The organism is Streptomyces sp. Da 82-17, from assembly GCF_046098215.1.
Taxonomy (GTDB): Bacteria; Actinomycetota; Actinomycetes; order Streptomycetales; family Streptomycetaceae; genus Streptomyces.
Map to the genome: position 1 here is coordinate 326,563 of NZ_JBJURH010000006.1, position 19,219 is coordinate 345,781.

Sequence of the window (19,219 nt, forward strand, 5' to 3'; positions counted from 1 at the left end):
CGGGTCGAAGTCCGGGCGGGATCAGCCCAGTTCGAGGACGCGGGCGTGCAGGACCTGGCGCTGCTGGAGCGCGGCGCGCACGGCGCGGTGCAGGCCGTCCTCCAGGTACAGGTCGCCCTGCCACTTCACGACGTGCGCGAAGAGGTCGCCGTAGAACGTGGAGTCCTCGGCGAGGAGGGTCTCCAGGTCCAGCTGGCCCTTGGTCGTCACGAGCTGATCGAGGCGGACCGGGCGCGGCGCGACGTCCGCCCACTGCCGGGTGCTTTCCCGGCCGTGGTCGGGGTACGGCCGGCCGTTTCCGATGCGCTTGAAGATCACACGGAAAGCCTACCGGGCAAGGGGCTCCGGGCGCAGCCATGGCGACCGAGTGCGAGGCTGGAATATGCCGCCGCAAAGCCGACATACCGGTGACTGTGAAACCGGGAACAGGGGCCTGAAATGAGCGAGAGCGAGCCGCGGACGCCCGCGGGGACACCGGACCGGTCGGCCCCCATCGACACCCCCACGCCACCGGCGGGCGAGGCCCCGACTACCGCCGCCGAGCGCATCCCCCGGACGGGCGAGGCCCCGGCCCCCGCGGCTGACGTGACCGACGAGGCGACCGCCGATCCCGCGCCCGCCGCCCCTGCCCCCGCACCGGCCGCGCAGTCCGCGCCGCCGGTCGCCGGGGACCATGTGCGCTCCGGCCGGGCGCTGCCGCAGGAGGCCATGGAGATCGCCGCGGGCTACGCCTTCGCCGGGCCCGCGCTCGACCTCGGCGCGCTGCTGTGGGACGGCGCGTGCCTGCCGGACGCGCAGGTCCGCATCCCGCTGCCGATGCTCAACCGGCACGGCCTGGTCGCCGGCGCCACCGGCACCGGCAAGACCAAGACCCTGCAGCTGATCGCCGAGCAACTGTCCGCGCAGGGCGTGCCCGTCTTCCTCGCCGACGTGAAGGGCGACCTGTCGGGGCTCGCGGCGGACGGCGAGGCGAACGACCAGCTGCGGCAGCGCTCCGGCGAGGTCGGGCAGGACTGGCAGGGCAGGTCGTTCCCGTGCGAGTTCTACGCGCTGGGCGGGCTCGGGCAGGGCATTCCCGTACGGGCGACGGTGACGAGCTTCGGGCCCGTGCTGCTGTCGAAGGTGCTGCAGCTCAATCAGACGCAGGAACAGTCGCTCGGGCTGATCTTCCACTACGCGGACCAGAAGGGCCTGGAGCTGCACGACCTGAAGGACCTGCGGGCCGTCGTCGCGTTCCTGACCTCGGACGAGGGCAAGCCGGAGCTGAAGAACATCGGCGGTCTCTCCACGGTCACGGCCGGGGTGATCCTGCGGGCGCTGACCGCGTTCGAGGCGCAGGGCATGGCGCCGTTCTTCGGGAACCCGGAGTTCGACGTGAGCGAGTTCCTGCGTACGGCCGCGGACGGGCGGGGGCAGGTGTCGGTGCTCGAACTGCCCGCCGTGCAGGACAAGCCGCAGCTGTTCTCGACGTTCCTGATGTGGATGCTGGCCGACCTGTTCAACAACCTGCCCGAGGTCGGCGACGTGGAGCAGCCCAAGCTGGTCTTCTTCTTCGACGAGGCGCATCTGCTGTTCAACGGGGCGAGCAAGGCGTTCCTGGAGGCGATCACGCAGACCGTGCGGCTGATCAGGTCGAAGGGCGTGGGCGTCTTCTTCGTGACGCAGACGCCGAAGGACGTGCCGGGCGACGTCCTCGCCCAGCTCGGCAACCGCGTCCAGCACGCGCTGCGCGCCTTCACGCCGGACGACCAGAAGGCGCTGCGGGCTACGGTGAAGACCTTCCCGAACTCGGCGTACGACCTGGAGGAGACGCTGACCTCGCTCGGCACCGGCGAGGCCGTCGTCACCGTGCTGAGCGAGAAGGGGGCGCCCACCCCGGTCGCCGCGACCCGGCTGCGCGCCCCCGAGTCCCGGATGGGCCCGGTCGACGCGGCGGAGCTGGACCGCGCGGTGAAGTCCTCGACGCTGTACGCGCGGTACGCGGAGGCCGTGGATCCGGAGTCCGCGTACGAGGTGCTCACCGCGCGGGAGGCCGAGCGGGAGGAGCAGAAGAGGGCGGCGGCGGACGCGGCGGAGGCGGAGAAGTCCGTACGGCGGGAGCCGGCGCGTTCCGGGGAGCGTGGAGGCTCGATGGTGGATCAGGTGGTGAGCTCGGGGATCTTCAAGTCCCTTGCGCGCTCCCTGGGTACGCAGATCGGGCGGGAGATCTCCCGGTCGGTGTTCGGCACCCGCCGCAGACGCTGAGGCCGCCGGCCCCTTTTCGAGGGCTACGGCCTCAGCTTTCGAGGGCGACGGCCTCAGCCTTCGAGGGCCACGGCCTCAGCCGCACACGTCAGGCGGTCTCGTCGCCGCTGAGCCGCTGCACGCCCTTGAGCAGCACCGAGTGGTCGTTGTCGCCCCAGCCCTGAGCGCGGGCGGAGGCGATCAGCTGGGCGGCGACGGAGCCGACGGGCAGCACCGCGCCGACGTTGCGGGCGGCCTCGGTGACGATGCCCATGTCCTTGTGGTGCAGGTCGACCTTGAAGCCCGGCCGGTACTCGTGGAGCAGGAAGTTCTCCATCTTGCGGGTCAGGACGGCGGATCCGGCGAGGCCGCCGTTGAGGACCTCCAGGGCCGCCTTCAGGTCGACGCCGGACTTCTCCAGGAACGTGATCGCCTCGGCGCAGGCCTCCAGGTTCACGGCGACGATCAGCTGGTTGGCGGCCTTCACGGTCTGTCCTGCGCCGTGCGGACCGCAGTGCACGATGGTCGTGCCCATGGCCTCCAGGACCGGCCGGGCGTCGTCGAAGTCGGCCTTGTCGCCGCCGACCATGATCGACAGGACGCCCTCGACCGCGCCCGCCTCGCCGCCGGAGACCGGGGCGTCCAGGACGCGGATGCCGTGGTCGCGGGCCTTCTCGGCCAGGTCGACGGAGGTCTGCGGGGTGATCGAGGAGTGGTCGATCAGGAGGGCGCCGGGGCGGGCGTTCTCCAGGATCCCGTCGGGCCCGTACGCGACCGCCTCGACCTCGGGGGACGCCGGGACCATGGTGATCACCACGTCCGCGTCGCGCACCGCGTCCGCGATGGTGTCGGCCGCGGCGCCGCCCGCCTCGACGAGCGGTGCGGTCTTCGCGGCGGTGCGGTTCCAGCCGGTGACGGTGTGCCCGGCACGTACGAGATTGACCGCCATCGGGCTGCCCATAATGCCGAGGCCGATGAAACCGATCTTTGCCATGACTGCCTGCCCCTGCTTCCTGCTCACGGTGTCGCGCGCTGTCGGTGCACATTGCTTCCGTTATCCGGAATCAATGCTCCGTTGAGCGAAATCCCCTGTCAAGGACAGCCCCGGGCGTCCGGCGCGACCCGCTACTTCTCGGCCTTCGCGGCGGCCTTCATCTCCTGCTTGTACGCCCGCACCTTCGCGAGCGTCTCGGGCCCGGTGATGTCGGCAGCGGAGCGGAACGCGCCCTTCTCGCCGTAGACGCCGGCCGCCTCGCGCCAGCCGGTGGGCGTGACGCCGTACTGCTTGCCGAGCAGGGCCAGGAAGATCTGCGCCTTCTGGTCGCCGTAGCCGGGCAGGGCCTTGAGGCGGGCGAGGAGTTCCTTGCCGCTGCTCGCGTCCCGCCAGACGGCCTCGGCGTCGCCGTCGTACTCGTCCACCAGGTACTGGCAGAGCTTCTGCACCCGGCCGGCCATCGAGCCGGGGTACCGGTGCACGGCGGGCTTCTCCTTCATCAGCTCGGCGAACTGCTCCGGGTCGTACGCCGCGATGTCGTGCGCGTCCAGGTCGTCGGCCTGCAGACGCTCCGCGATGACGTACGGCCCGGCGAACGCCTTCTCCATCGGGACCTGCTGGTCGAGCAGCATGCCCACGAGGGCGGCCAGGGGGCTGCGCCCGAGCAGCGCGTCGGCCTTCGGCTCCTGGGCCAGGTGGATGTCGGCGGTTTTCGATGCTTTGCTCATGCCTCGATGATCGCGCAGGGCGGCGCGGGCGTCGCCCGGTACGCGCCCGCGCGCGCCGCCGCGGCCGCCGCCTGTGCCGCGCGCTCCGCGGACGCCTCGTCGAGCGGGGCGCCCGAGAGCAGGAACCGGTGGTAGAGGGGCGCGGAGACGGCGCGTACGACTTCCCGCGCATCCGTGTCCGGGGGCAACTCGCCGCGCTGGACGGCCTGTTCGACGCAGGGCGCCCACTCGGCGACGCGGATCTCGTAGAACCGGTGCAGGGCCTGCGCGGTCCGCTCGTCGCAGGTCGCCGCGGCGATCACGGCCCGGAACAGGGGGCCCTGGCGCGGGTCGGCGAGAGTGCTGCGGACGAGGTGGGCGTTGGCGCGAAGGTCGTCGAGGAGCGCGCCCGTGTCCGTGCGGGGCGAGGACTGCTCGGCCATGTCCGCCAGCAGGTCGGCGACCAGGGCGGTGGTCGAGCCCCAGCGGCGGTACACGGTGGTCTTGCCGACCCCGGCCCGCCGGGCCACGTCGCCGAGGTCGAGCCCCGCGAACCCGCCCTCCGCGAGCGCGTCCCCGGCGGCGTCGAGCACGGCCGCCCGCACCCGGGCGGTACGGCCACCGGGGCGGACGGTGCCGGGCTCGGGCGGGGCGGGGCGCGCTTCGGCGGCGGGGCCGGTGGGGCCCGCGGGGCCCGTGGGGTTGGCGGGATCGGCCGGGTCGGTGGGCATGGGGGCAGGGTACGGGGGCCGGTCCTGTCGAGGGACGGCTAGTGGTGCCAGGCCTTGCCGCCGGTGTTGTGGATCATTCGCTGCAGCACCTTCATCGTCGTGAGGAACTCCGCGTCCGACACCCCTTCGTGGATCTGCGCGAGGCTCTTCCGCTGACGGACGGTGGCGCGTTCGAGGAGCTCGGCGCCCGTACCGGTCAGGGAGATCGTGGCCTCGCCGGAGAGCAGGCCGCGGGCGAGCAGGTCGTCGATGTCGGCCTGCAGCGCGTCACCCACTCCGAGGTAGCCGCTCAGCATCGTGGACACCTCCGCGCGTGAGCGGGCCCCGTCCCGCACCTGGTTGATCACCCACCACTGGGGCTGCGTCAGGTCGACTTCCGCCAGGCCCGCGCGGATGTAGTCGATGACGGCCTTGTTGGCGGCCCAACTCCAGTACCCGATCGGCTGGTTGAGCAGCCCTTCGTCGTCGTGCGAGTACGTGAACCGCGCCGCGGGCGGTGTCGTCTGCTGCGTCGTGGGCGGTGCCGTCGGCTGAGGCGTCGGTTCTGATGTCGGTTGCGGTGTCGGCTGCGGCGTGCGCTGTGTCGTCGTCATGCGGCGAACGTAGAACCTCAATCGAACTTGAGGTCAAGGCGGAGGAGTTGGTCGATCGCGCCCTTGACCCGCTCGGCCGAGTAGCCGCGTTCGGCGCGCAGGTGGTGCAGCAGGCTCGGCGCCATCGGGGCGAGCAGCAGGTGCGCGAGCACGGCCGCGTCCGCCTCCGGCCGCACCTGTCCGACGAGCATCGCCACGTGCGTGTGCACCGTCGCGTACGGCCCCTCGCGGAACCGGGCCCCCGGATCGGCGGCTTCCGCTGCGAGGCTCACGGCGTGCTGTTCGTCGACGTGGTCGGCGAGTGCGTGCAGGAAGGCGCGCAGCCGCTCGGCGGGCGGCGCGTCCGGGCCCAGCGGGGGCGGCCCGCTGATGAAGGCCTCCTGGAGCTGCATCTCGCGGTCGTTGAGCAGGGCGATGAGCAGCTGCGCGACGCTGCCGAACCGCCGGTAGACCGTGCCGACGCCGATCCCGCTCGCATGCGCGACGGCGTTCATCGTGACCGCGTCCGCGCCCCGCTCCGCGACGAGCCCGGCCGCCGCGTCCAGGATCTTCCGCCGGTTCCGGGCGGCGTCGGCGCGCTCCGGCGGCGGCTGGTCGACGAGGGGGAGCTGGAGGCGCGGCCGGTCGGGGGCGGGTCGGTCCGTGGCCGGTTCGTCGGGGGTGGGCTGGTCGCGGGTGGCGCTCATGTCCTGAGCGTACGCGGGCCGCGGCGGTGCGGAAAGTTATCCGTTTAGCTTCCCCGGACCCCTTGCGAACCGGATAACGATCCGCTTCACTGGGTCGTGGCACCGGAAACGGATAGCAATCCGCTTCGCCCCCGGTGTCGTGCAGACGTGCAGACGTACGCGAAAAGGATGGGTCCGCCATGAGCGCCAAGATCGCCGTCATCTACTACTCCGCCACCGGCACCGTGCACGCCCTCGCCCAGGCGCTGGCCGAGGGCGCGGAGAAGGCGGGCGCCGAAGTCCGCCTGCGCCGCGTCGGCGAGCTCGCCCCGGACGCCGCCATCGACGCCAACCCGGCCTGGCGCGAGCACGTCGACGCGACGAAGGACCAGGTCGAGGTCGCCACGCTCGACGACCTGACCTGGGCGAACGGTTACGCCCTGGGCTCGCCCACCCGCTACGGCAACATCGCGTCGCAGCTCAAGCAGTTCATCGACTCGACCGGCGGCCTGTGGGCCCAGGGCGTCTTCCAGGACAAGCCGTTCACGGGCTTCAGCAGCGCGCACAACCTGCACGGCGGCAACGAGTCCACGCTCCTGGCGCTCTACAACACCGCGCACCACTGGGGTTCGCTGATCGTCTCGCCCGGCTTCACGGACGAGAAGGTGTACGCGGCCGGCGGCAACCCCTACGGCACGGTGCACGCCGGATCCGCGGGCCCGGTCACGGACGCCGCCCTGGACGCGGCCCGCCACCAGGGGGAGCGCCTCGCACGCCTCACGGAGAAGGTGGCCGCGTAACCCCGGCTACTCCCGCCCGGACTCCTGGTCCCCACCGGACGCCACCACGCCGCGCTTCGTACGTTCCGTGCGTGCCGTACGCGTCGCACGCCTCGTGAGCCGTCTCGTACGGCCGAGTCGTGCGGCGCGCGGACGCCGCCCCGATCCCGTACGCACGGCCCCGATGCTCGCCGCGATCACGAGCGCGATGGCCAGCCACTGCAGGGCCGCCAACTCCTGGTCGAGTACGAGGAGTCCGGCCAGCGCGGCGACCGCGGGGGCGAGGCTCATCAGGACGGCGAAGGTCGACGCGGGCAGCCGCCGCAGCGCGAACAGCTCGAGGGAGTACGGCAGTCCGGACGACATCGCGGCGAGCGCGAGACCCAGCGCGAGCGTCGACGGCACGAACAGCGCCGAGCCCGCGCTCGCCACCCCGATCGGCAGGCTGACCACGGCCGCCACGCCCATCGCGAGCGCGAGCCCGTCCGCCCGCGGGAACCGCGCCCCGGCCCGCGCGCTCATCAGGATGTACGCGGCCCACATCGCCCCGGCGCCGAGCGCGAACGAGACGCCCGCGACGTTGAGTTGACCGAATCCGCCCTCACCGAGGAGGAACACACCGACCAGCGCGAGCGCCGCCCACAGCAGGCTGGCGAGCCGCCGCGAGGCGATCACGGACAGCGCGAGCGGGCCCAGCACCTCCAACGTCACGGCCGGGCCCAGCGGGATCCGCTCGATGGCCTGGTAGAACAGCGTGTTCATCCCGCCCAGCGCGAGCCCGAACCCGCACACCACGGCCCAGTCCGCCCGCGCGTGCCCGCGCAGCCTCGGTCGGCACACGGCGAGCAGCAGCACCGCCGACAGCACGAGCCGCAGCGTCACGATGCCGAGCGCACCGGCCCGCGGGAACAGCAGCGCCGCGACCGCCGAGCCGAACTGCGTCGACAGCGCCCCCGCCACGACCAGTCCCACGCCGACGAGCCGGCCCCGCCCGCCCGTCGGCCCGGTCCCCGCGCCCACCTCGGCGGGCGTGCGCGCGGACGCGGAAGCGGAGCGGGAGGCGGCGGTCGTCGTCATGCCCTCCACGCTACGGAGCCCTCCGTCCCACGTGAAATGCACAACGACCCGTGGTTATGCTCACGACGCATGACCAGATGGCCGCACGGATGGCCGCACGGGGACGTCCGTACGGGCAGCCGTACAGCGGTGAGGAAGTAGCCGTACAGCGGTGAGGAAGGCGGGCGGACCATGGCTGTGGAGCTGCGGCATCTGCGCTGCTTCCTCGCGATCGCCGAAGCGGGCACGATCACCCGCGCCGCGGCCCGGCTGCACATGAGTCAGCCCGCGCTGTCCCGCACCCTGCGCGCCCTGGAGGACCACTTCGGCGCCCGGCTCGTCGACCGTTCGACGCATCACCTCGAACTCACCCCGGAAGGCCGGGTGTTCCGCGACCGTGCGGCCGCGGCCGTCGCCGCCGTGGACGCCGCGCTCGAACCCGGCGCCCTGTCCGCCTGGCCGCTGCGCCTCGGCCACACCGGCCCCGCACTCGGCGAGCACACCTCGGAACTGCTCCGCCGCTGGGACCGCCGGCACCCGGAAACCCCGCTCGAGCTGCTGCGCATCGACGACCGCACGGCCGGGCTGACCCAGGGCAGGGCGGACGCGGCGCTCCTGCGGGCTCCGCTCGACGTGCCCGGCTTCGTCGCCACGACGCTGCTCACCGAGCGCCGCGTGGCCGTCATGGCCGCCGACAGTGAGCTCGCGCAGCGCGCCGAGCTGACCCTCGCGGACCTCGCCGACCAGCCCGTCGCGATCAACACCGTCTCCGGCATCACCAACCTCGACCTGTGGCCGGCCACCCGACGGCCCACGTCCGTGGTGTCGGTGACCAACACCGACGACTGGCACGCCGCGATCGCCGCGGGCCGCGCCATCGGCGTCACGCCCGAGTCCACTCCCCGTATGAACGCGCACCCCGCGGTCGCCTACCGCCCCCTCGTCGACGCACCGGATGTGCCGGTCCTGCTCGCCTGGCGGGAACGGGGCGGCCATCCGGCGATCCCCGACCTGGTCGCTCTGGCCCGCGAGACGCTCACGTCCTGAGCACGCGCGGCGTCGGCGGCTCAGCTCTGCGGTTCGCCGATGTCGACCATCCACGGGACGCCGAACTTGTCCGTGCACATGCCGAAGACGTCGCCCCACATCTGCTTCTCCAGGGGCACGGACACGTTTCCGTCGGCGGAGAGCTTCTCCCAGTAGCCGCGCAGCTCGGCGTCGTCGTCGCCGCTGACGCTCACCGCGAAGTTGCTGCCCGCCTTGAACTCCATGCCGGGCGGGGTGTCCGCGCCCATCAGCGTGAAGCCGCTGGTCGTCTCCAGCATGCCGTGCATGATCTTGTCGGCGTCGGCGCCGCCGGACTGGCCGCCCAGCTCGCCGAAGGTGTTCAGCGAGAGCGTGCCGCCGAAGACCTCTTTGTAGAACTCCAGAGCCTGCCGGGCGTCGCCGTCGAAGCTGAGGTACGGGTTGAGACGCGAAGCCATGAAAACCTCCCGGATCGGGATGAAACCAAGCAATCCAGCTGTCCCGATTCAGGCTAGTCGCGCCCACTGACAACGGCCTTTCGACGACGACGGCCTCTCGACGGCAACGCACCCGGACGGCAACGGCCCTTCGACGGCAACGCACCTGGACGGCAACGGAGCCTGGACGGACAACGGACCCGTCACGCCGCGAGCGCCACTGCCACCGCCCAGCCCACGTATCCGGCGTTCACCAGGAGCCGCCCCGCCAGCCCCGCAGGCCGCCACAGCAGACCCGGCCGCCCGCGGTGCACGGGCCGCAGCGCGTCGAGATGCGGTACGAGATACGCGGCGAAGAGTCCCGCTGCCGCCCACGCCCCGGACACCCGGCTCGCGGGCAGCAGCACGAGCGCCCCCACGAACACCTCCACCACCCCGGAAACCCCCACGAGCACGCCGGCGCTCCGCCCGAGCCACTCCGGCACCAGCGACCGGAAGTAGCGCGGAAACACGAAGTGCGTGAAACCCGTCACTACAAGGAAGAGCGCGAGCGCGACAGCCGCCATAGAGTCCATGCCGCGATGCTCGACTCATCCCGCGCCTGGACGCTTGAACAGAACGATCGCCTCCGGATGTTCGCGACCGGCCCCGAGGCGACGCTCTTCGCCGAGTCCGAGCCCTTCGCCGTCACTCGCCACCGGCACCCCGCCTGGAAGCTGGTCCTGCCCACCTCCGGCGAAGCCGTCCTCGGCCGCGACGCCCGCCCGCCCCTCACCGCGCCGGGCCTGCTCGTGCCCCCGCAGCTGGCCCACACCTGCGCCACCACATCCGGCTACGCGGCCCTGTTCATCGACCCCTGGCGCCTCGACCCGTCCCTCGGCCTCGTCCGCCTCGACCCCCACGCCGTACGACGTCTGCTCGCCGCGCTCGGTCCGGTCACCGCGGACGCCGGGCCGCCCGACCTCGCCGCGGCGGACGCCGAACTTCACGCACAGCTGCGCACCCTCGCCGGCTCCGAAATCGCCCTGGACGCGCGCGTGCTGCACGCCGTACGGCACGTCGCCGATGCGCCGCTGCGGGAGATCGCCGCCGACGTGGGGCTGTCCGAGCCCCGGCTGCGCGCCCTGGTGCGGGCGGCGGCGGGCGTTCCGCTCGTCCTGCTGCGCCGCTGGGCGCGACTGCGCGAGGCGGTCGCGGCACTGCCGCACAACTCCGCCGCGGACGCCGCGGCGGCGGCCGGTTTCGCCGACCAGCCCCACCTGACCCGCACGTCCCGAACGATGCTGGGCCGCACTCCGGGATCACTGCGCGCGGCACAGGTTCGTACGCGGTAGAGCCGCACGCAGAGCCGCACAACGTCGAAGGGCCCCACCGCGAACGGTGGGGCCCTTCGACTTCGTGCCCGGTGAGGCACTGGCGGAGGATACGAGATTCGAACTCGTGAGGGGTTGCCCCCAACACGCTTTCCAAGCGTGCGCCCTAGGCCTCTAGGCGAATCCTCCGCCGCAAACAATACAAGACGTTGAGGAGTGCTCGCGAACTCGTTCCCCCCGGCCCGGAGCATGTACTCTTGGCGCAGCCCCTCACGTGGCGCTATCTGACTGAACTCCCCCAGGGCCGGAAGGCAGCAAGGGTAGGTCGGCTCTGGCGGGTGCGTGGGGGGCGTTTGCGTTCCCGGACAGGACCGCCGCCCTGTCGGGCAGGGCCGTCGCCGTCCCGGGCAGATCGGCGGTGTCCGTGGGCGGGACCGGTTGTCAGTGGGCACCGATAACCTCGTATGCGTGTCGTCCCTTGCGCTGTACCGCCGTTATCGCCCGGAGTCGTTCGCCGAGGTCATCGGGCAGGAACATGTGACCGACCCGCTGCAGCAGGCGCTGCGGAACAACCGGGTCAATCACGCGTACCTGTTCAGTGGCCCGCGCGGCTGCGGCAAGACGACCAGCGCGCGCATCCTGGCGCGCTGCCTCAACTGTGAGCAAGGTCCCACTCCGACGCCCTGCGGGGAGTGCCAGTCCTGCCGCGACCTCGCGCGCAACGGACCGGGCTCCATCGACGTCATCGAGATCGACGCGGCTTCGCACGGTGGCGTGGACGACGCCCGTGACCTGCGCGAGAAGGCATTCTTCGGCCCGGCCAACAGTCGGTACAAGATCTACATCATCGACGAGGCCCACATGGTCACCTCGGCGGGCTTCAACGCCCTCCTGAAGGTGGTCGAGGAGCCGCCGGAGCACCTCAAGTTCATCTTCGCGACGACGGAGCCCGAGAAGGTCATCGGCACGATCCGCTCGCGTACGCACCACTACCCCTTCCGCCTGGTCCCCCCGGGCACCCTCAGGGACTACCTCGGCGAGGTCTGCGGCAAGGAGGACATCCCCGTGGAGGACGGGGTGCTGCCTCTGGTGGTGCGGGCCGGCGCTGGCTCCGTGCGTGACTCCATGTCCGTCATGGACCAGCTCCTCGCGGGCGCGGGCGCCGACGGTGTGACATACGCCATGGCGACGGCCCTGCTCGGCTACACCGAGGGCTCGCTGCTCGACTCCGTGGTGGACGCCTTCGCGGCCGGTGACGGCGCCGCCGCCTTCGAGGTGGTGGACCGCGTCATCGAGGGCGGCAACGACCCGCGCCGCTTCGTCGCCGACCTGCTCGAGCGGCTGCGCGACCTCGTGATCCTCGCCGCCGTGCCGGACGCCGCGGAGAAGGGTCTGATCGACGCCCCCGCCGACGTCGTGGAGCGGATGCAGGCACAGGCCGGAGTCTTCGGCGCCGCCGAACTGAGCCGCGCCGCCGACCTCGTCAACCAAGGCCTCACCGAGATGCGCGGCGCCACCTCGCCGCGACTCCAGCTGGAACTGATCTGCGCGCGCGTGCTGCTGCCCGCCGCCTACGACGACGAGCGCGCCGTCCTCGCCCGCCTCGACCGCCTGGAGCGCGGCGGCAACTTCAACGCCGGGGGCGGCCAGGCCCCCGCCATGGGGTACGCGCCGGGGCCGGAGGCGCACGCGCCCATGCCGCCCGCCGGTCCTCCCGTGCCGCCCGGCGGCGGCCCGGCCGCTGCTCGGGCTGCGGTGCGAGGGGCTGCTCCGGGGGCTGCTCCGGGTTCGGCTCCCGCGGCGGGCGCTGGGGCCGGGGCTGGGGCGCCCGCTCCGGCTGCCGCAGCGCCGGAAGCGGCGGGTCCGGCTCCGGCCGCCCCGAGCCCCGCCGCTGCGTCCGCGCCCCCGTCGACGCCCGCGTCGGCTCCTGCTTCCGCGCCCGCTCCTGCTCCCGCCGAGCCCGCCCCGGCGCCCGTACAGCCGTCTGCTCAGCCTGCGCAGTCGGGCGGTCCGGGGGGTGCCCCGGCGCCTGGTGCTTGGCCGACCGTTTCCGGCGCCGGTCAGGGGGGTGCGCCCGCAGGCGGTGCCCCCGCAGGCGGTGCGGCTTCCGGTGGCTCGCGGCCGGGGGCCTGGCCGACCGCCGCGCCCGCGGGAGGCGGTCGCCCGAACCCGCCGAGCCCTGCCCCCGCGCCCGCCGCCCCGCAGGCACCGCAAGCGCCGCAGCCTCCGCAGAGCCCGCCCGCCGGAGCGGTTCCGTCCGGGCCGCCGGCCGGGGGGATCGACGCCCGCAGCCTCTGGCCGAACATCCTGGAGGCGGTCAAGAACCGCCGCCGCTTCACCTGGATCCTGCTCAGCCAGAACGCCTCGGTGGCCGGTTTCGACGGTCAGACCCTGCAGCTCGGCTTCATCAACGCCGGTGCGCGGGACAACTTCATGAGCAGCGGCAGCGAGGACGTGCTCCGCCAGGCCCTCGCCGAGCAGTTCAACGCGCACTGGAAGATCGAGGCGATCGTCGACCCGTCGGGTGGCGCAGCCCCGCCGCCCGCAGCGGCCAACTTCGGCGGCGGCGCGGCCCCGGCCCCGCGCCAGCCCGCGCCCCAGCCGCAGGCCCCGGCCCAGCAGCAGCAGTCGCAGTCCGCGGCACCGCAGCGCCCGGCGCCGCAGCAGTCCTCGGCGCCGGCGCCGTCCGCCCCGGCCCCGCGACCGGAGCCGTCCGCCCCGGAACCCCCGCCGTACTCCATCGAGGACGACGTCCCGGCGGACGACGACCCGGACCTGGACGACACAGCGCTGTCCGGACACGACCTGATCGTGCGGGAGTTGGGCGCGACCGTGGTCGAGGAGTTCACGAACGAGTAGCCGACGCGGCCGGGCCGGACCACCTCCGCGCCCGCCGCCGACCGTGCGCACGGCAGCCCCGGGACCGCCCGCCACGTAGAGGAACCTACGAAAGGCGGCGCGTCTCACGCCCGTCGCCCCGTACAAAAGCACCGGGACGTTCCGGCTAGGCTGCACGTGTGAAGGTCCTCGTCATCGGCAGCGGCGCCCGCGAACACGCCCTGTGCCGCTCACTGTCCCTCGACCCGGCGGTCACCGCCCTGCACTGCGCGCCCGGCAACGCCGGCATCGCGGAGGTCGCGGAGCTGCACGCGGTCGATGCCCTCGACGGCGCCGCCGTGGCCGCGCTCGCCACCGAGCTCGGCGCCGGCCTGGTCGTGGTCGGCCCGGAGGCGCCCCTCGTCGCCGGCGTCGCCGACGCCGTGCGCGCGGCGGGCATCCCCGTCTTCGGCCCGTCCGCCGAGGCCGCGCAGCTCGAAGGCTCCAAGGCATTCGCGAAGGACGTCATGGCCGCCGCCGGTGTGCCCACGGCCCGCTCGTACGTCTGCACCACCCCGGCCGAGGTCGACGAGGCGCTCGACGCGTTCGGCGCCCCGTACGTGGTGAAGGACGACGGTCTCGCGGCCGGCAAGGGCGTCGTCGTCACCGACGACCTGGAGGCCGCGCGGGCGCACGCGAACGCCTGCGAGCGCGTCGTGATCGAGGAGTTCCTGGACGGCCCCGAGGTCTCCCTCTTCGCGATCACCGACGGTGTGACGGTCCTGCCGCTCACGCCCGCGCAGGACTTCAAGCGCGCCCTCGACGGCGACGAAGGCCCCAACACCGGCGGCATGGGTGCCTATTCGCCGCTGCCGTGGGCCGACCCGAAGCTGGTCGACGAGGTCCTGGAGACGGTCCTCCAGCCCACGGTCGACGAGCTGCGGCGCCGTGGAACGCCGTTCTCCGGACTGCTGTACGCGGGCCTCGCCATCACCTCGCGCGGTGTGCGGGTGATCGAGTTCAACGCCCGCTTCGGCGACCCCGAGACGCAGGTCGTCCTGGCCCGCCTCAAGACCCCGCTCGCCGGCGTCCTGCTGCACGCCGCGCAGGGCACCCTCGCCGACGAGCCGCCGCTGAACTGGAGCGAGGACGCCGCCGTCACCGTGGTCGTCGCCTCGCACAACTACCCGGGAACGCCCCGCACCGGCGACCCCATCGGCGGCCTCGACGAGGTGGCCGAGCAGGACGCCCCGCACGCGTACGTCCTGCACGCCGGGACCAAGCGTGACGGCGACGCGGTCGTCAGCGCCGGCGGCCGTGTGCTGTCCGTCACCGCGACCGGCGCCGACCTGAACGAGGCGCGGGAGCGCGCGTACGCCGCCGTCGGCCGGATTCGTCTCGACGGCGGGCAGCACCGCACGGACATCGCGGCCAAGGCGGCCGCAGGAGCCGCCGGAACACCGACCGCCGGCTGACCGCCCTCTCCCTGCAGAACACCGCACTGCGCGGGGCCCGTGAACGCCACGGACCTCGCGCAGTCTGCGTTCGGGCCCGTGAACGCCACGGACCCGCGCAGCCTGCCTTCGGCGGCCGTCCCGGCGCCCTCACCCGCCCTGAACCGGAGTGGCGAGATCTGACGCCTGATCGGGGGCGTGATCGTCATCCACCTTTAGCCAAAGCCATTCCATCGAGTGAGCGGTGGCCCATCCGGCTGACGGGCTCCGAAGCCCCAACTAGGGTGCGGCGCAAGCATTCCGGCACTTGGCCCACCGGCATTGCGATGTCAGTGGTGGGTGCCACAGTGGGGGAGTGAGCAAAGCCGTCGCAGGGCAGAGGGGGTGACGTCCGGCCGTGTCCGGAACCGGTGTGGAAGGCGAGAGGGGCGCGCAGGCCGCGCGCTTCCGAGCGCTGGCCGTGCTGCGGGTGCGCAGCCGGGCGATCGCGGTCGCCCTGCTGCCCGCGGCGCTCGCGGTGATCCTGGTGGCCGGCGGGCTCACCGGCCGTATCGGCGGCGGCAGTTGGGACGTCGTGCGGTGGATCGTGAGCGGCGCCGCGCTGCTCGTGCTGCTCGCCGCGGCGGGCGTCGCGCTGGTCGTCGCCCGCGCGCGCCCCGCCCTCAGCCCCACGGTCCCGATCGCCGAGGAGTCCGCCCCTGATCTGTACCGCCTGGTGCGCGACCTCGCGGACCGGCTCGACGTCCCCGCGCCCTCGGCCATAGCCCTCACCCCGGACTGCGACAGCTGGCTGGAGGACCGTACGCACCCGGCGCACGGCCCGCCCCGCAGAGCCGCCGAGCGCACCCCGTCGGCTACCGCTTCCGCGGGCGAGGCCGCGGTCCCCGCGCCCGTGCTGGTCATCGGCTCGCCCTTCCTGTGGTGGATGCGCGTCGGCGAGCTGCGCGCGGTCCTCGCCCCGGTCGTCGCCGGTACGGGCCCCTCCGCCCACCCCGACATAGCCGCGGCCCGGCGCTTCGTGCGCGGCCTGGACGCGGCGGTCGCCGAGGCCTCGAAGCCGGGCCGGGGCTCGCTGCCGCGCGTCGTCCTGGCCGGTGTCGGCTGGGTGTCCCGGCTGATGCTGCAGGCCTGCCGCGGGCACGCGGCGGAGATGGAGCGCGGCGTCGCGGCCGCCGCCGCCGAGCGCGCCCAGAACGTGGACTACGGCCTGCGGATCGTCGCCCAGGAACAGGTCGGCCTGGCGTACGCGGGCTGGGACCGCCTGCTCACGAGGGTCGCGCTGCCCGCCTGGCGCATGGGCCGCTGGCCCGACCGCCTGGACGCCGGAGTGGTCGCCGCCCTGACCGAGCTGTCCCGGCGCGACCGGCTCGCGGAGGGCTTCGCCTCCCGGCTCGGCGAGCGCCCCGCGTGCGACCTGCTCGAAGAGCCCGGCGTGGTCGACGAGGCGACGTCGCTGCTCGCCGCCCGCCTCTTCCACGGCGGCCCCGCCGAGCGCGGCCCGGACTGGGCGCCGGTCGGCTGGCAGGAGTACCCGGAGGAGGTCGTCGACCGGAAGTGGCGCGCGGACGCCGCCCGCCTCCACCGCGTACTGAACGACCTGGGCGTACGCAGCGAGGGCACGGCGCAGGACGAGCCGGAGGCGCCCACGCTCGCCCGCGTCCTGGACCACCTGTCGGCGAGACCGAGCGGCCCGGCCTCTCCGCCCGGCCCGCCCCCGCCGCCAGGCCCGGCCCCGGCTCCGTCGTCCGGTCCGTCCCCCGCCACGCCCGCCGGCCCCGAGGCGTACGCGTCAGCGGGCGGCACGCGTACGAAGACGGCGCCCGCCGCGACGAGGACGGAGACGTCGACAGCGACCGACCCGGCCACAGAAACGCCCGCGGCCCCCGACGCCGCCCTCCCCGACGCCGACCTCCCCGACCCCGCGCTCCCCGGCCCCCTCGACGACCCCGACGAGTCCCAGGAATCCCCCGAGGCCGCCGCCCTCGCCGCGCGGCTCACCGCGGAGCTGGCCCGGGAGGAGGCCGCCGCCCCGGCGCCTGCCGCGCCCGCCGCCTCGGCCGCGGGCGGGCCGGACGAAGCGCTGTGGGACGACGGCCAGTTGCCGCTCTTCCCGCTGCAACCGCCGCGCTCCGGGCGGGAGTTGCTCACCGACCACGTGCTGGCGATGATCTGCTGCGCCGCGGTCGACACCGCAGGCGCGGCCCCCGGCCTGGACTGGCTGGACGGGCCCACCCTCCTCGTCTCCGGCGAGCGCGCCGTCGACCTCGCCCCGCACGTGCAGAGCCTCGTGGAGGACGGCGACCCCGAGCCCCTGCGCGGCTGGCTGAAGGACCTCGGCGTACGCCCGGAGAAGCCCGTACGCCTCGTCTGAGCCCGACGCGCACACCCCGGGGCGCCCCCCCGAGTCGCACACCCGAGGCCAGACCCAGGCACACCCCGCGTCGCACATCCGAGGCCAGGCCCAGGCACGCCCCGCGTCGCACATCCGAGGCCAGGCCCAGGCACGCCCCGAGTACCCAAGTCCCTCAGCCCGCCCCAGCCCCCAGGCGCGCACCCCAGGCAGGCGCACACCCCACGCGCGCGCCCCCACAGCGACAAGCCGCGCCCCTGACGTACATCGGGGAAACCCTCCCAACACCCCTGAGAAACCCTGAATTTCACGACGAAGGGTGACGGTGTGCATGCGTTATGTGATGTGCTGTGCACGCCGACAGAGGGGCCACCTGGATCGAGGGAGGGCGGCATGGGGACGGAGCGGGCGGCGCACCGGCGGGCGTCGCGTACCCGAAGCCCGAAGCAGCCGATCCGGCGCTGGGAGTCCGGCGCGCTCGCGCACGGCGTGACCGACCCCTTCGGCCAGGGCCCGCTCCCGTGGCTGCGCGGCAGCGAGCACTACTTCGACGACACGGGCAAGGTCGTCCCCTGGTACGTGGACCTGGCCCAGCCCGCCGCCACCGAGCCCCGGCCCGCGCAGCCCCGCTCCGCGCAGCCCCGGACCGCAGCGGCCGAACTCCCGCACCCGCGCGGCACATCGACGGCCCCCGCGGGCCCGCGCACCGCCGACGACGTGCACCGCCAGATCAAGGGCTTCACGTCGACGGGAGCGGTGGCCCCGGGCGAGGCGATCGACTTCCACGTCACCGTCGACCCGCCGCAGGAGTTCGGCGTGGACGTCTACCGCATCGGGCACTACGCGGGCGACGGCGCCGCGAAGATCACCACCAGCCCGCGCCTCTCCGGCATCGTCCAGCCACCCCCGCTGGCCGCGGACCGCACGGTCTCGTGTCACCACTGGTGGCTCTCCTGGCGCCTGCAGATCCCGAGTTACTGGAACGTCGGGGCGTACGTGGCGGTCCTCACCACCGCCGACGGCTACCGCTCGCACATCCCGTTCACCGTCCGCGACGACCGCCCGGCGGACCTCCTCCTGCTGCTCCCCGACATCACCTGGCAGGCCTACAACCTGTACCCGGAGGACGGCCGCACCGGCGCCAGCCTCTACCACGCCTGGGACGACGAGGGCCGCCTCCTCGGCGAGAGCGAGGCCGCCGTCACCGTCTCCTTCGACCGGCCGTACGCGGGCGCGGGCCTCCCCCTGCATGTGGGCCACGCCTACGACTTCATCCGCTGGGCCGAGCGGTACGGATACGACCTGGCGTACGCCGACGCCCGCGATCTGCACGCCGGCCGCGTCGACCCCGCGCGGTACCGAGGCCTGGTCTTCCCCGGCCACGACGAGTACTGGTCGGCGCCCATGCGCCGCACCGCCGAGCAGGCCAGAGCCGGCGGCACGTCCCTGGTCTTCCTCTCCGCCAACACCATGTACTGGCAAGTGGAGTTGAGCCCCGCCCCGTCCGGCGTGCCCGACCGCCTGCTGACCTGCCGCAAACGCCGAGGCCCCGGAAAAGCCGCCCTGTGGCGCGAGCAGGACCGGCCCGAGCAGCAGCTCCTCGGCATCCAGTACGCGGGCCGCGTGCCGGAGCCCGCCCCGCTGGTCGTCCGCAACGCCGAGCACTGGCTGTGGGAGGCGACGGGGGCGTACGAGGGGGACGAGCTGGAGGGCCTGGTCGCGGGAGAGGCCGACCGGTACTTCCCGCGGACCGCGCTCCCCGAGCACCGCGGCCGCATCCTCCTCGCCCACTCCCCGTACCAGGACGCGGGCGGCGCCCGCCGCCACCAGGAGACCTCGCTCTACCGCGCCCCCTCCGGCGCCCTGGTCTTCGCCTCCGGCACCTTCGCCTGGTCCCCGGCCCTGGACCGCCCCGGCCACGTCGACCCGCGCATCCAGCGCGCCACGGCCAACCTCCTCGACCGCATCTGCAAACGCGACTGACACCTGCCACCACCCGCTCCCGCCCCGGGCCCCCTGGCCGAAAGCAGCTCCTCGCATACGGGAGAATGCAGGCATTGGCCAAAACCACGGG

17 protein-coding genes, 1 tRNA gene and 1 other RNA gene are annotated in these 19,219 nt (G+C 73.6%); 9 read left to right on the forward strand and 10 right to left on the reverse strand.

What is annotated here, in order from left to right:
* Nucleotides 1–21: 21 nt before the first annotated feature.
* Nucleotides 22–318, reverse strand: a complete 297-nt coding sequence (locus ACIDOF_RS13270; RefSeq protein WP_003955420.1) for a type II toxin-antitoxin system VapB family antitoxin — start codon at nucleotides 316–318, stop codon at nucleotides 22–24.
* 390 nt (nucleotides 319–708) lie between these two features.
* On the opposite strand from ACIDOF_RS13270, the gene ACIDOF_RS13275 reads away from it, so the two are divergent.
* A complete protein-coding gene (locus tag ACIDOF_RS13275; RefSeq protein ID WP_409006098.1) occupies nucleotides 709–2,244 on the forward strand; it encodes a helicase HerA-like domain-containing protein in 1,536 nt (511 codons plus the stop codon).
* A gap of 88 nt (nucleotides 2,245–2,332) precedes the next feature.
* On the opposite strand, the gene ACIDOF_RS13280 is transcribed toward ACIDOF_RS13275, so the two are convergent.
* The 5 genes from ACIDOF_RS13280 to ACIDOF_RS13300 form a co-directional block, all read right to left on the reverse strand.
* Nucleotides 2,333–3,217, reverse strand: coding sequence for a 2-hydroxy-3-oxopropionate reductase (locus ACIDOF_RS13280; RefSeq protein WP_409006025.1), 885 nt, complete (start codon nucleotides 3,215–3,217; stop codon nucleotides 2,333–2,335).
* Between the two features lie 131 nt (nucleotides 3,218–3,348).
* Nucleotides 3,349–3,945: an HhH-GPD-type base excision DNA repair protein gene (locus tag ACIDOF_RS13285; RefSeq protein WP_409006026.1), complete on the reverse strand. Its 597-nt coding sequence runs from the start codon at nucleotides 3,943–3,945 to the stop codon at nucleotides 3,349–3,351.
* On the reverse strand, nucleotides 3,942–4,655 hold the full coding sequence (locus tag ACIDOF_RS13290; protein WP_409006027.1) for a TetR/AcrR family transcriptional regulator: 714 nt from the start codon (nucleotides 4,653–4,655) through the stop codon (nucleotides 3,942–3,944). Before ACIDOF_RS13290 ends, ACIDOF_RS13285 begins: the two co-directional genes overlap by 4 nt.
* A 38-nt stretch (nucleotides 4,656–4,693) precedes the next feature.
* A complete protein-coding gene (locus tag ACIDOF_RS13295; protein ID WP_409006028.1) occupies nucleotides 4,694–5,248 on the reverse strand; it encodes a MarR family winged helix-turn-helix transcriptional regulator in 555 nt (184 codons plus the stop codon).
* 17 nt (nucleotides 5,249–5,265) lie between these two features.
* Nucleotides 5,266–5,934, reverse strand: coding sequence for a TetR/AcrR family transcriptional regulator (locus ACIDOF_RS13300; protein WP_409006029.1), 669 nt, complete (start codon nucleotides 5,932–5,934; stop codon nucleotides 5,266–5,268).
* Nucleotides 5,935–6,113: 179 nt separating this feature from the next.
* Between ACIDOF_RS13300 and wrbA the strand changes: the two genes are divergently transcribed.
* Nucleotides 6,114–6,713 carry an NAD(P)H:quinone oxidoreductase gene (gene wrbA / locus ACIDOF_RS13305; protein ID WP_409006030.1) on the forward strand — a complete coding sequence of 200 codons (600 nt, stop codon included), beginning with the start codon at nucleotides 6,114–6,116 and terminating at the stop codon, nucleotides 6,711–6,713.
* 6 nt (nucleotides 6,714–6,719) lie between these two features.
* Here wrbA and ACIDOF_RS13310 read toward each other — a convergent pair whose 3' ends face one another.
* Entirely contained in the window at nucleotides 6,720–7,769 is a 1,050-nt protein-coding gene (locus ACIDOF_RS13310) for an EamA family transporter (protein ID WP_409006031.1), read from the reverse strand.
* A 171-nt stretch (nucleotides 7,770–7,940) separates the two neighbouring features.
* Between ACIDOF_RS13310 and ACIDOF_RS13315 the strand changes: the two genes are divergently transcribed.
* Nucleotides 7,941–8,795, forward strand: coding sequence for a LysR family transcriptional regulator (locus tag ACIDOF_RS13315; RefSeq protein WP_409006032.1), 855 nt, complete (start codon nucleotides 7,941–7,943; stop codon nucleotides 8,793–8,795).
* Nucleotides 8,796–8,815: 20 nt separating this feature from the next.
* Here the strand turns inward: ACIDOF_RS13315 and ACIDOF_RS13320 are convergent, their stop codons facing one another.
* Together ACIDOF_RS13320 and ACIDOF_RS13325 are read right to left on the reverse strand one after the other, a co-directional pair.
* Nucleotides 8,816–9,232, reverse strand: a complete 417-nt coding sequence (locus ACIDOF_RS13320) for a VOC family protein (RefSeq protein ID WP_409006033.1) — start codon at nucleotides 9,230–9,232, stop codon at nucleotides 8,816–8,818.
* Nucleotides 9,233–9,414: 182 nt separating this feature from the next.
* The gene (locus ACIDOF_RS13325; RefSeq protein ID WP_409006034.1) at nucleotides 9,415–9,786 is read right to left on the reverse strand and encodes a hypothetical protein; all 372 of its coding nucleotides are present in this window, start codon (nucleotides 9,784–9,786) and stop codon (nucleotides 9,415–9,417) included.
* 6 nt (nucleotides 9,787–9,792) lie between these two features.
* On the opposite strand from ACIDOF_RS13325, the gene ACIDOF_RS13330 reads away from it, so the two are divergent.
* Nucleotides 9,793–10,545, forward strand: coding sequence for a helix-turn-helix domain-containing protein (locus ACIDOF_RS13330; RefSeq protein ID WP_409006035.1), 753 nt, complete (start codon nucleotides 9,793–9,795; stop codon nucleotides 10,543–10,545).
* Nucleotides 10,546–10,625: 80 nt separating this feature from the next.
* On the opposite strand, the gene ACIDOF_RS13335 is transcribed toward ACIDOF_RS13330, so the two are convergent.
* Nucleotides 10,626–10,713, reverse strand: a tRNA-Ser gene (locus ACIDOF_RS13335).
* A 72-nt stretch (nucleotides 10,714–10,785) separates the two neighbouring features.
* Here ACIDOF_RS13335 and ffs point away from each other — a divergent pair.
* The 5 genes from ffs (at nucleotide 10,786) to ACIDOF_RS13360 (ending at nucleotide 19,128) form a co-directional block, all read left to right on the forward strand.
* Nucleotides 10,786–10,884: signal recognition particle sRNA small type (gene ffs, locus ACIDOF_RS13340), an RNA gene on the forward strand.
* A 108-nt stretch (nucleotides 10,885–10,992) separates the two neighbouring features.
* On the forward strand, nucleotides 10,993–13,383 hold the full coding sequence (locus ACIDOF_RS13345) for a DNA polymerase III subunit gamma and tau (protein WP_409006036.1): 2,391 nt from the start codon (nucleotides 10,993–10,995) through the stop codon (nucleotides 13,381–13,383).
* 158 nt (nucleotides 13,384–13,541) lie between these two features.
* Complete coding sequence (purD, locus tag ACIDOF_RS13350; protein WP_409006037.1) at nucleotides 13,542–14,816, forward strand: phosphoribosylamine--glycine ligase; 1,275 nt, start codon at nucleotides 13,542–13,544, stop codon at nucleotides 14,814–14,816.
* 391 nt (nucleotides 14,817–15,207) lie between these two features.
* Complete coding sequence (locus ACIDOF_RS13355) at nucleotides 15,208–17,166, forward strand: hypothetical protein (protein WP_409006038.1); 1,959 nt, start codon at nucleotides 15,208–15,210, stop codon at nucleotides 17,164–17,166.
* 372 nt (nucleotides 17,167–17,538) lie between these two features.
* Nucleotides 17,539–19,128, forward strand: coding sequence for a N,N-dimethylformamidase beta subunit family domain-containing protein (locus ACIDOF_RS13360; protein ID WP_409006039.1), 1,590 nt, complete (start codon nucleotides 17,539–17,541; stop codon nucleotides 19,126–19,128).
* The last annotated feature ends 91 nt before the right edge of the window (nucleotides 19,129–19,219 follow it).

Coding starts and splice junctions, on each gene's coding strand:
- ACIDOF_RS13290 (WP_409006027.1), bottom strand. CDS start 4,655: ATGCCCACCGACCCGGCCGATCCCGCCAACCCCACGGGCCCCGCGGGC.
- ACIDOF_RS13320 (WP_409006033.1), bottom strand. CDS start 9,232: ATGGCTTCGCGTCTCAACCCGTACCTCAGCTTCGACGGCGACGCCCGG.
- ACIDOF_RS13315 (WP_409006032.1), top strand. CDS start 7,941: ATGGCTGTGGAGCTGCGGCATCTGCGCTGCTTCCTCGCGATCGCCGAA.
- ACIDOF_RS13325 (WP_409006034.1), bottom strand. CDS start 9,786: ATGGACTCTATGGCGGCTGTCGCGCTCGCGCTCTTCCTTGTAGTGACG.
- ACIDOF_RS13295 (WP_409006028.1), bottom strand. CDS start 5,248: ATGACGACGACACAGCGCACGCCGCAGCCGACACCGCAACCGACATCA.
- ACIDOF_RS13280 (WP_409006025.1), bottom strand. CDS start 3,217: ATGGCAAAGATCGGTTTCATCGGCCTCGGCATTATGGGCAGCCCGATG.
- ACIDOF_RS13275 (WP_409006098.1), top strand. CDS start 709: ATGGAGATCGCCGCGGGCTACGCCTTCGCCGGGCCCGCGCTCGACCTC.
- ACIDOF_RS13330 (WP_409006035.1), top strand. CDS start 9,793: ATGCTCGACTCATCCCGCGCCTGGACGCTTGAACAGAACGATCGCCTC.
- ACIDOF_RS13285 (WP_409006026.1), bottom strand. CDS start 3,945: ATGAGCAAAGCATCGAAAACCGCCGACATCCACCTGGCCCAGGAGCCG.
- ACIDOF_RS13310 (WP_409006031.1), bottom strand. CDS start 7,769: ATGACGACGACCGCCGCCTCCCGCTCCGCTTCCGCGTCCGCGCGCACG.
- ACIDOF_RS13300 (WP_409006029.1), bottom strand. CDS start 5,934: ATGAGCGCCACCCGCGACCAGCCCACCCCCGACGAACCGGCCACGGAC.
- wrbA (WP_409006030.1), top strand. CDS start 6,114: ATGAGCGCCAAGATCGCCGTCATCTACTACTCCGCCACCGGCACCGTG.
- ACIDOF_RS13360 (WP_409006039.1), top strand. CDS start 17,539: ATGGGGACGGAGCGGGCGGCGCACCGGCGGGCGTCGCGTACCCGAAGC.